This window comes from Microbulbifer rhizosphaerae (assembly GCF_014191725.1).
Classification (GTDB): domain Bacteria; phylum Pseudomonadota; class Gammaproteobacteria; order Pseudomonadales; family Cellvibrionaceae; genus Microbulbifer; species Microbulbifer rhizosphaerae.
This window is the reverse complement of the sequence record NZ_JACHWZ010000007.1, coordinates 91,836-107,864: the sequence shown is the minus strand read 5'-3', so window position 1 is coordinate 107,864 and position 16,029 is coordinate 91,836. Positions and strand designations below refer to the sequence as shown.

10 protein-coding genes are annotated in these 16,029 nt (G+C 63.0%); 7 read left to right on the top strand and 3 right to left on the bottom strand.

Translation table 11 applies throughout. The annotated features are described in order from the left end of the window. Positions 1-2 precede the first annotated feature (2 nt). The 7 genes from FHS09_RS08980 (at position 3) to FHS09_RS08950 (ending at position 12,819) form a co-directional block, all read left to right on the top strand. On the top strand, positions 3-2,225 hold the full coding sequence (locus FHS09_RS08980) for a type IV pilus secretin PilQ (RefSeq protein ID WP_183458993.1): 2,223 nt from the start codon (positions 3-5) through the stop codon (positions 2,223-2,225). Further along, positions 2,222-2,746, top strand: coding sequence for a shikimate kinase AroK (aroK, locus tag FHS09_RS08975; protein ID WP_183458991.1), 525 nt, complete (start codon positions 2,222-2,224; stop codon positions 2,744-2,746). The genes FHS09_RS08980 and aroK overlap by 4 nt, the downstream gene beginning before the upstream one ends. A 56-nt stretch (positions 2,747-2,802) precedes the next feature. Further along, positions 2,803-3,888, top strand: coding sequence for a 3-dehydroquinate synthase (gene aroB, locus FHS09_RS08970; protein WP_183458989.1), 1,086 nt, complete (start codon positions 2,803-2,805; stop codon positions 3,886-3,888). A 220-nt stretch (positions 3,889-4,108) separates the two neighbouring features. After that, positions 4,109-8,560, top strand: coding sequence for a glutamate synthase large subunit (gene gltB, locus FHS09_RS08965; protein ID WP_183458987.1), 4,452 nt, complete (start codon positions 4,109-4,111; stop codon positions 8,558-8,560). A gap of 57 nt (positions 8,561-8,617) precedes the next feature. Next, entirely contained in the window at positions 8,618-10,036 is a 1,419-nt protein-coding gene (locus FHS09_RS08960; RefSeq protein ID WP_183458985.1) for an FAD-dependent oxidoreductase, read from the top strand. 193 nt (positions 10,037-10,229) lie between these two features. Continuing rightward, on the top strand, positions 10,230-11,312 hold the full coding sequence (gene hemE, locus FHS09_RS08955; RefSeq protein ID WP_183458983.1) for a uroporphyrinogen decarboxylase: 1,083 nt from the start codon (positions 10,230-10,232) through the stop codon (positions 11,310-11,312). Positions 11,313-11,451: 139 nt separating this feature from the next. Beyond that, a complete protein-coding gene (locus tag FHS09_RS08950; protein ID WP_183458981.1) occupies positions 11,452-12,819 on the top strand; it encodes a DUF3391 domain-containing protein in 1,368 nt (455 codons plus the stop codon). Here the strand turns inward: FHS09_RS08950 and FHS09_RS08945 are convergent. From FHS09_RS08945 to FHS09_RS08935, 3 genes are all read right to left on the bottom strand, one after another. After that, the gene (locus tag FHS09_RS08945; RefSeq protein WP_183458979.1) at positions 12,770-14,005 is read right to left on the bottom strand and encodes an MFS transporter; all 1,236 of its coding nucleotides are present in this window, start codon (positions 14,003-14,005) and stop codon (positions 12,770-12,772) included. The two genes, FHS09_RS08950 and FHS09_RS08945, sit on opposite strands and share 50 nt — an antisense overlap. A gap of 129 nt (positions 14,006-14,134) precedes the next feature. Next, positions 14,135-14,986 (bottom strand): archaetidylserine decarboxylase, encoded by an 852-nt coding sequence (asd, locus tag FHS09_RS08940; RefSeq protein ID WP_183458977.1) that lies wholly within the window; start codon positions 14,984-14,986, stop codon positions 14,135-14,137. 237 nt (positions 14,987-15,223) lie between these two features. Further along, on the bottom strand, positions 15,224-16,027 hold the full coding sequence (locus FHS09_RS08935) for a sulfurtransferase (protein ID WP_221191889.1): 804 nt from the start codon (positions 16,025-16,027) through the stop codon (positions 15,224-15,226). Between the last annotated feature and the right edge of the window lie 2 nt (positions 16,028-16,029).

Genomic DNA, 16,029 nt, shown 5'->3' with positions numbered 1-16,029 from the left:
TAATGATTAACAGGCAACTCGCCAAAGTGTTGGCTTTCGGCAAGACATTGCTGTTTATTCTGGCCCTGCTGCCGTCGACGCTGCAGGCCCAGGTCAACAAACTCAACGATATCCAGTTCTCCGAGCTGCCCGGCGGCCGGCTGCAGCTACGGCTGTCCTTTACCGATATCCCGCCGGAACCCACCGGCTATACCATCGAGCAGCCGGCGCGTATCGTGATGGATTTTGCCGGGGTGGAGAGCGCCCTGCCGGAGAAAAAATACTCTTTGGGAGTGGGCAGTGCGCGCAGTGCAGTGGTGGTGTCCGGTGAGGGCCGCACGCGCCTGATCATCAACCTGGACCAGTTGCCGGTATATACCAGCGAGCGCAAAGGCAACCAGGTGGTATTGGAGGTGGGCGCCGATGCGGCTGCCACTGCGTCGGTGACGGCTACCCCCGCGCCTGCGGCCACCGCAGCACACAGCGGCGGGCTCGATCTGGGCGGGCAGGAACGTTTCCGCGCGGCGAGCGGTGTCGCCATTCGCAATGTGGATTTTCGCCGCGGCGACGCCGGAGAGGGCAAGGTGATCGTCAGCCTTACGGACCCGGCGGTGAATATCGACGTGGAGCGCCGCAAGGGCAAGATATACCTGACTTTCCTCGGCGCGGAACTGCCGGAGTCCCTGCGCCAGCGCCTGGATGTCACCGACTTCGCCACCCCGGTCAACTCTATTACCGTGGACTACGACGGTCGCAACACGGTGATCGCGGTAGACCCCTCGAATACCGATTACGACTACCTGGCCTACCAGGCGGATACCGAGTATGTGCTGAGCGTCAAGCCGCTCACCGTGGCGGAAATCCGCGAAAAGGAAAAGGAATTCCAGTTCACCGGTGAGAAACTGTCGCTGAATTTTCAGGACATCGAAGTGCGCTCGGTACTGCAGTTGATTGCCGATTTCACCGACCTCAACCTGGTGGCCAGCGACACTGTGTCCGGCCGTATCACCCTGCGCCTGGACGGCGTGCCCTGGGACCAGGCGCTGGACCTGATTCTCCGCGCCAAGGGCCTGGACAAGCGCCAGGAGGGCAATGTGATCATGGTGGCGCCGGCGGCGGAAATCGCCGAGCGCGAGCGGCAGGAACTGGAGACCCGCCAACAGCTGCAGGAACTCGCGCCGCTGCGCACCGAGTATATCCAGATTCGCTACGCCGACGCCCGCGAACTGTTTACCCTGTTTGCGGGAGATCGACAGCAGCAGGGTGGGGGAGGCTTCAACCAGGGCAATTTCGCAGGCGGCCAGCGCGATGCCGATCAGCGCAGTATCCTGTCCTCCCGCGGCAGTGCCATCGTGGATGAGCGCACTAATACGATTATCCTCACCGATACCGAGGACAAGATTCTCCAGTTCCGGGAGCTGATTGATGCGATTGATATCCCCATCCGCCAGGTGATGATCGAAGCGCGGATTGTTATTGCCAACACCGACTTCCAGAGAGAGCTTGGTGTGCGCTGGGATTATGTAGAAGACCACGATATCGACGACGATAAAATCGGCATAGGATCCGGTAGACAGGTGGGGCTCCCTGTAAGTGGGGATGGTTCGGGACCGGATGTGGAATCGCCGTCCAGTGTTCACAGTCCTGTATTGGTTGACCTTGGGGTAGCGGACCGGGCCGGCAGTATCGCCTATGCGATCCTGAAGGAGAATTTCTATCTGGGGCTTGAACTTTCCGCGCTGGAGGACACGGGCAAGGCGGAAATCGTCTCCCAGCCGAAAGTGGTTACCGGCGACAAGCAGGAGGCCAATATCGAGTCCGGTGTGGAAATTCCCTATGTGGAAGCGACATCTTCCGGCGCCGCTTCTGTAACCTTCCGCGAGGCGGTACTGAAACTGAATGTCACCCCGCAGATTACCCCGGACAACAATATTATTATGGAGCTGGATATCGACCAGAACAGCGTGGGTGAACTGGTCACCAATATCACAACGGGCGGTACCATCCCCTCCATTAACGTTAATACCCTGCAGACCAAGGTGCTGGTCCGCAATGGTGAAACCATTGTGCTCGGGGGAATTTTCGAGAGCCAGGTGATCGAAGGCGAAACCAAGGTGCCGCTGCTGGGCGATATCCCATTCCTGGGACATCTGTTCAAGAGCACCCTGCGCCAGGACGACAAGCGCGAAATGCTGATCTTTATCACCCCCCGCATCATGGAAGACGAACTTTTCTTCTCCAAGTGATCAACCGCTCCATCTTCCTTGTCGGCCCCATGGGGGCCGGCAAGTCCACCATCGGCAGGCTGCTGGCGACGCAGCTGGAGCTTCCTTTTGCGGATTCCGACAAGGTGCTGGAAGAGCGCACCGGCGCCGATATTCCCTGGATTTTCGACGTAGAGGGCGAGGCCGGATTCCGCCGGCGCGAGAGCGAGGTGCTGAGGGATCTCTGCCGGGGGGCGCCGCAGGTGGTGGCCACCGGCGGCGGGATCGTGCTGCTCCCGGAGAACCGCGAGCAACTGCGCCAGTACGGCCTGGTGGTTTATCTCCAGGCGAGTGTGGAGCAGCTGCTGGAGCGGACTTCGAAAAGCAGCAACCGCCCGCTGCTGCGGGTGGCGGACCCGCGTGCGCGCATTATTGAACTGGTGCGGGAGCGGGATCCCCTCTACCGCGAGGTGGCGGACATCATCTGCGACACAGACGACTGCACCCCCAAGCAGGCCGCGTCGATGGTGGCCGAACGCTTGACCCAGGACCCCGTCCTTTAAATAACCTCTATCCTCCTTGTGCTAAAGTGCGCCCTTCAGTTGAAGGGAGAGAAACCATGCACTGCCTGAATGTGGAACTGGGGGAGCGCAGCTATCCCATCGTGATCGGTTCGCAACTGCTCGGAGACCCCCAGTACCTGCTGCCCTATATCCGCGGTAAACAAGTCTGCGTAGTCACCAATGAGACGGTGGCCCCGCTCTATCTCGAGCGGCTGCTCGGGGGGCTGGCGGACTTCGGGCAGGTGGATACTCTGGTGTTGCCGGACGGCGAGGCCTTTAAAACCCTGGACACCCTGGAACGCATCTTTGACTGCCTGCTTGAGAAGCGCCACAACCGCAGCACCACCCTGATCGCCCTAGGCGGTGGTGTGATCGGCGATATGACCGGTTTCGCCGCCGCCTGCTACCAGCGCGGCGTGGATTTCGTACAGATTCCCACCACTCTGCTGGCACAGGTGGACTCATCCGTGGGAGGTAAGACCGGCGTCAACCACTCCCTGGGCAAGAATATGATCGGTGCCTTCTACCAGCCCAGGGTGGTGCTCGCGGACATGGATACCCTTACCACCCTGCCGGATCGCGAGCTGTCCGCCGGCATCGCCGAAGTGATCAAGTACGGCCTGATCTGCGATGCTCCCTTCTTCAGCTGGCTGGAGGAACATATGCCGAAGCTGATGGCGCGCGATTCCCAGGCCCTGGCCTACGCGGTGGACCGCTGCTGCCGGGACAAGGCGGCGGTGGTGGCGGAGGACGAGCGGGAATCCGCCAGGCGGGCCATACTGAATTTCGGCCATACCTTCGGCCACGCCATCGAGGCGGTGCAGGGCTACGGTAACTGGTTGCACGGGGAGGCGGTGGCTGCGGGTATGGTCATGGCCACCGAGCTGTCGCGCATCCGCGGCGCCATCGACGGGGAAGTGGTGGCGCGAATCCGCGCCCTGCTGGCTGCCGCACAACTGCCGCAGGAATCGCCCAGGGGAATGACGGTGGGAGACTACCTGGAGGCGATGGCGGTGGACAAGAAAGTGCTGGACGGCCGCCTGCGCCTGGTGCTGTTGCGCAGTCTGGGGGATGCCCAGATCTGCGATGACACGCCGTTGGAACAGCTGAAGGAGGCGCTGAAAATCTGTGGCGCCGAGTGACCAACCCCTCGCGAAACCGGCGAATCTGAGGACTATTTGGCAATAGTGATCACAAAAAGAAGATAAGTCGGTGTTGGCGCCCATGGACAGAAGATAAATCTGGGAAATATTGCAATTCCAGGGGGGCACCATTAATATTGCGCGCCCGCCGGGTAAAACCCGGCAAAAAACAATGTCGAAGAAGCCCGCTTGCGGGCTTTTTTTAACTGTGAGGAAGTCTATGGGTAGCAGCGGCCTGTATCGGTTGGATGAGTTCAAAGACAACTGTGGCTTCGGTCTGATCGCGCACTTGAAAGGCGAGGCCAGTCACAAGTTGCTGCAGACGGCGATCGAGTCGCTGACCTGTATGACTCACCGCGGCGGCATCGCCGCCGACGGCAAGACCGGTGACGGCTGCGGTCTGCTGCTGCAAAAACCCGACGCTTTCCTGCGCGCGGAAGCAAAAGCGCACTGCGGCGCCGAACTGACCGATCAATACGCCGTGGGTTCGATCATGCTGCCGCTGGACGAGGCGGACGCGCAAAAAGCCCGCGATATCCTCTGCCGTGAGCTGGAGACCCAGGGGCTGCGCATCGCCGGCTGGCGCCCGGTTCCCACCGAGCAGGAGTGCCTCGGCCCCATCGCCCGGCAAACCCTGCCGCACTTTGAGCAGTTGCTGGTCAACGATGCCGAAGAACCCCTGGGGGAGGCGAAATTCAACGCGCGGCTGTTCGTCGCCCGGCGCAAGGCGGAGCAGCAACTGGGACAGGGCGTGTATATCGCGAGCCTGTCCACCAGCGTGCTCTCCTACAAGGGACTGATGATCCCGGCGGACCTGCCGAAATTTTTCCCCGACCTGGCGGACCCGAGAATGGAGACCGCCATCTGTGTGTTTCACCAGCGCTTTTCCACCAACACCATGCCGCTCTGGCCGCTGGCGCAGCCCTTCCGGCTGCTGGCGCACAACGGCGAGATCAACACGATCACCGGCAACCGCAACTGGTCGGTGGCGCGCACGCCCAAGTTCGCCAGCCCGCTGATTCCGGAACTGGCGGAACTGGCACCGCTGGTCAACCGCGAGGGCTCCGATTCCTCCAGCCTGGACAATATGCTGGAGATGCTGATCGCCGGAGGCATGGAACTGCATCGCGCTGTGCGCATGCTGGTACCGCCCGCATGGCAGAACGTGGAGGACATGGACCCCGACCTGCGCGCTTTCTACGAATACATTTCCATGCACATGGAACCCTGGGATGGGCCCGCCGGGCTGGTGATGACCGACGGCCGCTACGCGGTGTGCACCCTGGACCGTAACGGCCTGCGCCCGTCACGCTGGGTAATCACTAAAGACGATCTCATCACCGTGGCCTCGGAAGTGGGCGTGTACGGCTACAAGCCTGAAGATGTGGTGGCCAAAGGCCGCCTGGGCCCAGGGCAGATGCTGTCGGTTGACACCCGCGAGGGTAAGCTGATGCACACCCGCGACATTGACGACATGCTCAAGCGCTCCCAGCCCTACAAGCAGTGGCTGAAGGAGAAGGCGCGGCGCATCCGCTCCACCCTGGTCACCGCGCCAGTGGACAACAATTTTTCCTTCGAGCAGTTCAAGGTCTACCAGAAGCTGTTCAGTTCCTCTCTGGAGGAGCGCAACAACGTGGTGCGGCCGATGGCTGAGGCCGGCCAGGAAGCGGTGGGCTCCATGGGTGACGATACCCCCATGGCGGTGCTCTCACGGCACAACCGCTGTCTGTACGACTACTTCCGCCAGCAGTTCGCGCAGGTCACCAACCCCCCCATCGACCCGCTGCGGGAGACGGTGGTGATGTCCCTGGAGACCTGCCTGGGGCGTGAGAAAACCGTCTTTGAGGAGACCCCCGAGCACGCGGACCGGGTGATCCTGGCTTCGCCGGTGCTCTCCCATATGAAGTACACCGCGTTGCTGGAGCTGGACAGGCCCGGCTTCGAGTCGGAAATTTTCGACCTCAACTACGACCCGGCGCAGCTGGATCTCGAAGCGGCGATCAAAAAACTCTGCGCCGATGTGGAGGCCGCGGTGCGCGGCGGATCGGTCATCATAGTGCTGTCCGATCGCGAAATCGCCACCGACAAACTGCCTATCGACGCCCTGCTGGCCACCGGCGCGGTGCACCACCACCTGGTGCACGCCGGCCTGCGCTGCGACTCCAACATTGTGGTGGACACTGCCAGCGCCCGCGATGCGCACCAGTTGGCCTGCCTGATCGGCGTGGGCGCCACCGCCGTGCACCCGTATTTCTCCTACAGCATCATCAACCACCTGATCGATACCGGTGAGCTGCTGCTGGATGCGGCGGAGGCACAGAAAAACTACCGCAAGGGCATTATCAAGGGGCTGCTCAAGATCCTCTCCAAGATGGGCATCTCCACCGTGGCCTCCTACCGTGGCGCGCTGTTGTTTGAGCTGGTGGGCCTGGATCGCAATGTCGTCGACCTGTGTTTCCCCGGTGCGCCCAGCCGCATCCAGGGCGCCGGGTTTGCCGAACTGCAGAGCGATATGGCCGCGCGCGCATCCCTGGCCTGGAAGCCGCGCAAGGCGGTGTCACCCGGCGGCCTGCACAAGTTCGTCTGGGGCCAGGAATACCACACCTTCAATCCGGATGTGGTGAACACCCTGCGCCGCGCCGCGCGCACCGGCGACTACGCGGCATGGCGCGACTACGCTGCGCTGGTGAACCGGCGCCCGGTGGCCACGCTTCGCGACCTGCTGGATTTCAAAGACGGTATCCAGCCGATTCCGCTGGAGGAAGTGGAACCGGCGGAAAATATTCTGCGCCGCTTTGACTCCGCGGCCATGTCCCTGGGGGCGCTGTCCCCGGAGGCCCACGAATCTCTGGCCCAGGCCATGAACCGCCTGGGCGGCCGCTCCAACAGCGGCGAGGGCGGCGAGGACCCGGCGCGCTTCGGCACCGACAAGGTATCCAAGATCAAGCAGGTGGCCTCAGGCCGTTTCGGTGTGACCCCGCACTACCTGGTCAACGCCGAGGTGCTGCAGATCAAGGTCGCCCAGGGGGCCAAGCCCGGCGAGGGCGGCCAGCTGCCCGGCGGCAAGGTGAACGAACTGATCGCGCGGCTGCGCTACTCGGTGCCCGGTGTCACCCTGATCTCGCCGCCGCCGCACCACGATATCTATTCCATCGAGGATCTGGCACAGCTGATCTTCGACCTGAAGCAGGTCAACCCCGATGCCCTGGTATCGGTGAAGCTGGTCTCCCGTCCGGGGGTGGGCACCATCGCCGCCGGTGTGGCCAAGGCCTACGCCGACCTGATCACCATTTCCGGCTATGACGGCGGTACCGCCGCCAGCCCCATTACTTCCATCCGCTACGCCGGCTCCCCTTGGGAACTGGGTCTGGCGGAGACCCACCAGACCCTGCGCGCCAACGACCTCCGCGACAAGGTGCGGGTGCAGACCGACGGTGGCCTCAAATCCGGCCTGGACGTGGTCAAGGCGGCGATTCTCGGTGCCGAGAGCTTCGGCTTCGGAACCGCGCCCATGGTGGCCTTGGGCTGCAAATACCTGCGCATCTGTCACCTGAACAACTGCGCCACCGGCGTCGCCACCCAGAACCAGGACCTGCGCGACGAGCACTATATCGGCACCGCGGAGATGGCGATGAACTTCTTCCGCTTCGTGGCGGAGGAGACCCGCGAGTGGATGGCGAGCCTGGGCGTGCGAACCATCGAGGAACTGGTGGGCCGCGTCGACCTGCTTCGCGCGTTGGATGGGGAGACGGAGAAGCAGAAGAAGCTGGACCTGGCGCCACTGCTGCACACCGATGCATTGCTCGACAGCAAGCCCCAGACCTGCCAGCGGCCCAAGAATGAACCCTGGGACAAAGGCGAACTGGCCGAGCGCATGGTGTCAGATCTGCTACCGGCGATTGAGAACCTGTCCGGCGGCGAATACTCCTACCGGGTCACCAACTGCGACAGATCCATCGGCGCGCGCCTGTCCGGCGAGATCGCCAAGCGACACGGCAACCATGGCATGACGGATGCACCGATAAAACTGCGTCTCACCGGCGTCGCCGGCCAATCCTTCGGGGTGTGGAACGCCGGCGGCCTGGAAATGTACCTGGAGGGTGATGCCAACGACTATGTGGGCAAGGGCATGGCCGGCGGCAAGCTGGTGATCCGCCCCCCGCAAAACAGTGCCTTCGCCTCTCAGGACACCAGCATTGTGGGCAACACCTGCCTTTACGGTGCCACCGGCGGCAAACTGTTCGCCGCCGGCCGTGCCGGCGAGCGCTTCGGTGTGCGCAACTCCGGTGCTTTTGCGGTGGTGGAGGGCGCCGGCGACCACTGCTGCGAATATATGACCGGCGGCATGATCGCTGTGCTGGGCAGCACCGGGGTCAACTTCGGCGCCGGAATGACCGGCGGCTTTGCCTATGTGCTGGACCTGAAGCGCAACTTCTTCGACAAGTGCAACCACGAGTTGATTGAACTGCGCCGTATCAGCAGCGAAACCCTGGAGTCCTACCAGAGCCACCTGCGCCAGGTCATCGAGGAGTTCGCCGCGGAAACCGGCAGCGAATGGGGTGCGGAGTTGCTGGACAACTTCGACGACTACCTGAGCAAGTTCTGGCTGGTGAAACCCAAGGCCGCCAGCCTCGCCGGCCTGCTCGCGGACGTGCGCAAGCGCGGCGAATAGCGGTAGCGGCACGTTCGAGCGGTAGCGATGAAGATTAAGAGCAGGGGTGAATGAGTTATGAAAGAAAGACTGAGCAACGATTTCCAGTTTATCGAGGTGGGCCGTGTCGACCCGCCGAAAAAAGACATCATCACCCGCACCAACGAGTTCGTAGAGGTCTACCAGTCTTTCGGTGAGCGCCAGGTGGCCAGCCAGGCGCACCGCTGCCTGGACTGTGGCAACCCTTACTGCGAGACCGGTTGCCCGGTGCACAACTATATCCCGAACTGGCTAAAGCTGGTGACCGACGGCAATGTCATGGAGGCAGCCGAGCTGTGCCACCAGACCAACACCCTGCCGGAAGTCTGCGGTCGCGTCTGCCCGCAGGACCGCCTGTGCGAAGGCGCCTGCACCCTGAACGACGGCTTCGGCGCGGTGACCATCGGCAGTGCGGAGAAATACATCACCGACACCGCTTTTGCCCTCGGCTGGCGCCCGGATCTGAGCCATGTGCAGAAGACCGACAAGCGCGTGGCGGTGATCGGTGCCGGCCCCGCCGGCCTCGGCTGCGCCGACGTGCTGGTGCGCAACGGCGTGCAGCCGGTGGTATTCGATAAATATCCGGAAATCGGTGGCCTGATCACCTTCGGCATTCCCGAGTTCAAACTGGAAAAATCGGTGATGCAGCTGCGCCGGCAGATATTTACCGATATGGGAATCGAGTTCTGCCTCAACACCGAAGTCGGTGTGGACATCAGTTTCGAAGAACTGCTCAACGACTACGACGCGGTGTTTATGGGCATGGGCACCTACAACTATATGAAGGGCGGTTTCCCGGGCGAGGACCTGCCCGGCGTGCACGACGCACTGCCCTTCCTGGTGGCCAACGTCAATCGTAATATGGGCTGGGAAAAGAATCCCGAGGAATTTATTTCCGTCGAGGGCAAGCGCGTGGTGGTGCTGGGCGGCGGCGACACCGCCATGGACTGCAACCGCAGTTCTATCCGCCTGGGTGCGAGAAGCGTCACCTGTGCCTACCGCCGCGACGAGGAAAACATGCCTGGCTCCCGTCGCGAGGTGGCCAACGCGAAGGAAGAGGGGGTGAAATTCCTGTTCAACCGCCAGCCGGTGGAGATTGTCGGCGACGGCGCGGTAAGCGGCGTCAAGGTGGTCACTACCCAACTGGGCGAACCGGACGAAAACGGCCGCCGCCGCCCACAGGTGGTGCCCGGCTCCGAGGAGGTCATCCCCGCGGACATCGTTCTGGTGGCCTTCGGCTTCCGCCCCAATCCCCCTGAGTGGCTGGCGGGGCACGATGTCGAGACCGCTGACTGGGGCGGCGTGGTGGCGCCGGAGAAACAGCAGTTCAAATTCCAGACCAGCAACGAAAAGGTCTTTGCCGGCGGCGATATGGTGCGCGGCTCCGACCTGGTGGTCACCGCCATCTGGGAAGGCCGCCAGGCCGCCGAGGGCATCCTCGACTACCTCGACGTCTGATCCCCGGGACCGCGGAGCTCCTGCTCCGCTTTCTCCCCTCTCCCGCTTGCGGGAGAGGGGCCGGGGGAGAGGGTGCGGCCAGCAGGCAGGACCTTCGCATCGCGCTCAATGCTTCGATCAGATTCTTTGTCCCCTGTCTTAGCCCCTCTGTCCTCTGTACAATAGCCGCCTTTTTAGCCAGCCCATTGTACCCATGTCCGAAACAAAGCCCTCTGAACTGAAAAACGACCGCTTCCTCCGCGCCCTGCAGCGCCAGCCGGTGGACCGCACCCCCGTGTGGATGATGCGCCAGGCGGGTCGCTATCTGCCGGAGTACCGCGCCAGCCGTGCCCGGGCGGGCAGTTTTATGGACCTGTGCCGCAACGCACAACTGGCCTGCGAGGTCACCCTGCAGCCACTGGAACGCTACCCGCTGGACGCAGCCATTCTGTTCTCGGACATTCTCACTATTCCAGACGCCATGGGCCTGGGGCTCTATTTCGAGGAGGGGGAGGGGCCGAAATTCCGCAAGCCGCTGCGTTCCGCCGAGGATATTGAGGCACTGGAGGTTGTGGACAGCGAGCGGCAGCTGGATTACGTAATGAACGCGGTGTCCACCATCCGCCGCGAGCTGAACGGCCGGGTGCCGCTGATCGGCTTTTCCGGTAGTCCCTGGACTCTCGCCACCTATATGGTAGAGGGTGGCTCCAGTCGGGATTTCGCCCGCTGCAAGGAGATGCTCTACAGCCGCCCCGAACTGATGCACCAGCTGTTGGCAGTGCTGGCGGATTCGGTGACCGATTACCTGAATGCGCAGATCCGCGCCGGTGCTCAGGCGGTGCAGATCTTCGATACCTGGGGGGGCGCCCTCAGTCACTCCGCCTATCGGGAATTCTCCCTGCAATATATGGCGCGTATCCTGCAAGGCCTGATCAAGGAGGCGGGCGGCCGCCCGGTGCCGGCGATCCTGTTTACCAAGGGCGGGGGCCAGTGGCTGGAGGCGATGGCGGAAACCGGCGCTGGTGCCCTGGGGCTGGACTGGACTACTGATTTGCGCAGCGCCCGCGCCCGGGTCGGCGAAAGGGTGGCACTGCAGGGCAACCTGGACCCCGCGGTGCTGTTGGCGGAGCCGGCACGTATCCGCGCCGAGGTGGCCGCGGTGCTGGAATCCTACGGCCGCGGTCCGGGACATATCTTCAATCTGGGTCACGGCATCACGCCGCAGGTGGATCCGGAGCACGCGCGGGTGATGATCGAGGCAGTATTGGAACTGTCGCCCCAGTACCACGCCAAATAGGGACGGGTGGCAACTCGATTTTGTGACTTTGTTCGCAATTTTACCGTGTACCGGTAGCCATACTGCCGTGTTATAAATGTGCCCGGTGGAGCTTCACTTCTGCTTCCCTTCCCGACCCACCTTATCCGGCGGTAACAGCGTGGCGATTCAACAGGCAAAAGTCTTGGCAGAGGACCTGCAGCGCGGCATGTTCGTGTCGCGGCTCGACCGTCCGTGGACGCACACTCCCTTCGTTTTGCAGGGCTTCTATATTCGCGACCTGGAGGAAATCCGCCAGCTGCAGAAATTTTGCCGCTTTGTTTACGTGGACGTGATCAAAAGCGTCGGCGATGTGGGGGTCAGGCTGCGCCGGCTGAGCCGCACTGATGTCCCCAGGGGAAATTCTGCCGCCGGGGGGGCGCGCAACCGCCGCCCCGCCCCGGTCATTCCCTGCCGCCCGGTGCAGGTTTCCCACGATACCTACCCGGCTCCCGCGCCGGTGCAGAGCGAGGCCGGCAATGCCCGCAATCTGCACCGGCAGATATTGAGCGGTATGAATCAGGTGATGGCGCAGATTTGCAGCGACAAGCCGCTGCAACTGAAACAGATCAATAAAGTGGTGGGGGATCTGGTGGAGAGCGTTCTGCGCAGCCCCGACGCCTTCGCCTGGCTGGCGCGGGTGCGGGAGAAGGACGAGCACACCTACAGCCACTCGCTGCGTGCCAGCATCTGGTCGCTGGTATTCGGCCGCCATATCGGCCTACGGCGCCGCGAACTGATGCAGCTGGCTCTGGCCACATTGCTCAAGGACGTGGGCAAGCTGCGCCTCAGCCCCGAGGTGCTGCGGGTGGCGAAGCGGGATCCTCGGGCGGAGCTGGAATACCGCAAGTTCGTCGACCACAGCGTGCAAATGCTGGCGGCGGATGCGGATATGGATTCCCAGGTACTCGATATCGTCCACTGCCATTGTGAACAGCACGACGGCAGCGGTTACCCCCGAGGGCTTCGCGGGGACCGGATTCCGGTGTTGGCGCGAATGTGCGGCATTGTTACCTTCTACGACGAAATCACCAATCCCCGCGGTGTGGAAGCCCCGGCCGCACCGTCCCGGGCGGTGACACAGCTCTACGACCGGCGGGGAACTGCCTTCAACGAGCAGTTGACGGTGGAGTTTATCCAGTCCATCGGCCTCTATCCCACCGGTACCCAGGTGGAGCTCTCCACCGGCGAAGTGGCGGTGGTAGTGGAGCAGACCTATCAGCGGCGCTTGAAGCCGAAAGTGATGGTGGTGCTGGACCGGGACAAGCGGCCGCTGTCCGAGGGTCGGCTGTTCGATATGGCCGCCGCCGACGATCGCAGGCAAAAGCTGATCGAGCGAGGCAAACTCCCCTCCTGCGATGGCGTCACTATCGTGCAGGACCTGGAGCCCAGCCGCTTCCCCCAGGTGGATGTGGCCGCTGTGCGCGACAGCTATCTGGTCAGCCCGCAGGGGTTGCCGAATTTCCTCTCCCGCCTGCTGAAACGCTAACGTTAAGGGACCGCACCAGCAGCGTCAGCAGTGCCGACAGGAGTACCAGCGCGGCCAGCAGGCTCGCGAGCGCTTCGACGCCGATTCCCCGATCCAGCAGTACGCCCGCCACCAGCGGCGACACCGCCGTCGCCAGCACCATCGCCGCCTGGGAGACGGAGCGGATAGCCCCCAAGTGGCGGCTGCCGTAGCGCTCCGGCCAGAGGGCGCCGCCGGCGGTGCCTGTGCCGGCCTGGGTGATGCCGAGCAGCGTCAGGTAGACATAGGGCACCCAGCCGTCCCCACGCAATGACAGCAACAGCAGGCCGGCAATCATCGGCACCAGCGCCAGCGGCAGGCAGCGCCGGGCACCCAGGCGGTCGACCAGGCCGCCGGCCACGAACAGCATCAGCAGGTGGCCCAGGGCGTAGCCGCCGAAGGCGCCGGCCATTAGCGTCAGTGGCCAGCCGCGGCTCTCGCCGATGGCGCCCTGGTGGAAGAGCACCGCGGTCACCACAAAGGGCGTCATCAGCGCCGCCGGCAGCAGCAGGTAAAAGCCGGGATCGCGCAGTACCTGGGCGCGGGTGAAGCCGCTGTCGTCGCCGCTGCTTTGCGCACTTTCCCCCGACTGCCCGGCCCCGCCCGCGAGCGCCAACAGGCCCGGCAACACCAGCAGCACCAGCACCGCGGCGGAGGCGTACCAGGCGGTGCGCCAGCCACCCCACTGGATCAGCAGCGCGCCCCCGCCCGGCAGTATCGCCTCGGCCAGCGGAAAACCGATCGCGGCCAGGGCGATGACCTTGCCGCGGTTGTCGCTGAAGTAGCGGCCCGCGGTGGTCATGCCCAGGTGGGTCATAAAGCCCTGGCCGGCGAAACGCAGCAGGAAGAATCCCGGCAACAGTGCCCAGGCGGCGGGCGTGACGGCCATCAGCAGGCAGGCGGCGGCCAGCAGCAGGGTGACCAGCAGGGCGCTTCGGCGCAGCGGCCAGCGGTCCACCAGGCCGCCGCAGGCGAACAGCGCCAGGGCCGAGGCGAGCGTGGCGCCGCTGTAAATCATGCCGTAGTGAGCGTGGCTGAGGGAAAACTCGGCGCGCAGCGCACTGCCGAAAATCGAGATAAAAAATGTCTGGCCGAAACCGGATGCGGCTACGGCGAGCAGGGCGAAAAAGGCGAGATTTCCGTTGTGTCGAATAAAAGCGGGTAACATCGGTCGCAGTGGCTGGAGGTTGGTGACCCGGGATGTGAATTACAGCCCGGGCTCGAAAGAGTAGTTCCCCCGTCCCGCTTGCGGGACGCTTTTGACGGGATCAGTGGGTAGGGTGCGCCATGCGCACCACTAAATCAGGTCGCCGAGGTGTTGCCCCATTTTCACTGAGCTTTCCGCCTGCAGGGATTCCAGCCAGCGCACCCGGTCGGCGCCAAACAACAGGATCACCGTGGAACCCAGTTTGAAGCGGCCCATCTCCTCGCCTTTTTCGAGATGAACCGGCGTATTGTCGTCGTAATTGGTGGTGCGCACCTGGCGCTTGTGCGGGGTCACCAGCCCGGCCCATACGGTTTCGATACTGGCCACGATCATCGCTCCCACAAGAATCACGGCCATGGGGCCGACGGCGGTGTCGAACAGGCACACCACCCGCTCGTTGCGCGAGAACAGCCGCGGTACGTTTTTTGCGGTCACGGTATTGACCGAAAACAATTGGCCCGGCACATAGGTCATGCTCTTCAGGGTGCCGGCAATCGGCATATGTACCCGGTGGTAGTCCTTCGGCGACAGGTACATGGTGGCGAAGTGGCCGCCGGTAAACTTTGCCGCGGTGCCCGTATCGCCACCCACCAGCTCCAGCAGGCTGAAATCGTGGCCTTTGGCCTGGAAGATGCGCCCGTTGTGAATTTCCCCCAACTGGCTGACGCCGCCATCCGCGGGGCAGGCGAGAGTGCCTTCCCCCTCAACGATCGGGCGTGCGCTCTCTTTCAGGGCACGGGTAAAGAATTCGTTGAAACTCCGGTAGGCAGTGCAGTCCGGCTGCTCCGCCTCGGTCATATCCACATCGTATTTGCCCACGAACCAGCGGGTGAAGGGATCCTTGATCGCCTTGATACGGGTTTCCGCCAGCCAGCCGGCGGCGCGGGACAGGGCCCGTTGCGGGGCCAGGTATTGCAGTGTGGTAAACAGTTTGGGGTGCATAGAGTTAGTGTGATCCGTTTAAATTCTACTTTGTTCATGTAGCTGCTCGCCTCCCCTACCGCGTAGGGGAGGGCGGTGGCGGCCCTGCTGCCGGGGGCTGTTTGCGGGACACGCTGTGAATACATCCCTGTACGCTCTCCACGGCCATCCATGGCCGCAGAAGGTCCCGCAAACAGCCCCCGGCATCAGAGCCTTCGCATCTGACTCAATTATTCTTTTCGAGTCCCGAGTCCCGTTTTATTGTTCAACCGGTGTGTCCGGCAGATTTCCCCACTCACTCCAGGAGCCGGGATAGGCGCGGATATCGAAACCGAGGGATTTGCCCACCAGCCAGGTGAAACCGGAGCGGTGGTGGCTCTGGCAGTGGGTGACGATTTTGTGGCTGCCGTCGATGCCGAGTTCTGCGAGAAATTCGCGCGCATCGGTGCGGATGCGCAGGTCCCGCTGGGGGTCCATCAGCCAGGTCCACTCGCAGTTGACCGCGCCGGGAATATGGCCGCCTTTCAGCGCCTGCACCCGCTCGCCGCGGTATTCCTCCGGCGAGCGCGCGTCCCACACGAGAAAATCCTCATCGTTCAAGTGCCGCTTTATTTCCTCCGCCTCCATCAGCGGGGTGGTGTCGACATCGATGTCGATATCGCTTGGCTCGGATTGTACCGGTTCATTGGATAGCGGCAGTCCGGCGCCGCGCCAGGCGTGCATACCGCCGTTGAGATAGCTGTAGTTTCTGTGGCCGATCACTTCCAGGGTCCACAGAAAGCGTCCGGCCCAGCCGCCGCCCTCATCGTCGCAGGCGACCACATGATGTTTCGGATGCAGGCCCAGGGCGCGGAATACCTCCATCAGTCGCTCTTTGTCCGGCAGCTTGCCCGGCGCTGGCGGCGTGCCCGCCATCAGCGCCTGAAACGGCAGGTGCAGGGCGCCGGGAATATGTCCCGCGGCGTAGTTCTGTGCGGAACTCAGGTCCACCAGCAATAAATCCTCGCGCTCCAGCTGCGCGGCCAGCTCCTCTGGCTCAATAATCAGGGGCAACTCATTCAAAA

What these genes read in the sequence shown, in the direction of transcription:
- FHS09_RS08980 (WP_183458993.1), top strand. Translation starts at nt 3, where the DNA reads ATGATTAACAGGCAACTCGCCAAAGTGTTGGCTTTCGGCAAGACATTG.
- aroB (WP_183458989.1), top strand. Translation starts at nt 2,803, where the DNA reads ATGCACTGCCTGAATGTGGAACTGGGGGAGCGCAGCTATCCCATCGTG.
- gltB (WP_183458987.1), top strand. Translation starts at nt 4,109, where the DNA reads ATGGGTAGCAGCGGCCTGTATCGGTTGGATGAGTTCAAAGACAACTGT.
- FHS09_RS08960 (WP_183458985.1), top strand. Translation starts at nt 8,618, where the DNA reads ATGAAAGAAAGACTGAGCAACGATTTCCAGTTTATCGAGGTGGGCCGT.
- hemE (WP_183458983.1), top strand. Translation starts at nt 10,230, where the DNA reads ATGTCCGAAACAAAGCCCTCTGAACTGAAAAACGACCGCTTCCTCCGC.
- FHS09_RS08945 (WP_183458979.1), bottom strand. Translation starts at nt 14,005, where the DNA reads ATGTTACCCGCTTTTATTCGACACAACGGAAATCTCGCCTTTTTCGCC.
- asd (WP_183458977.1), bottom strand. Translation starts at nt 14,986, where the DNA reads ATGCACCCCAAACTGTTTACCACACTGCAATACCTGGCCCCGCAACGG.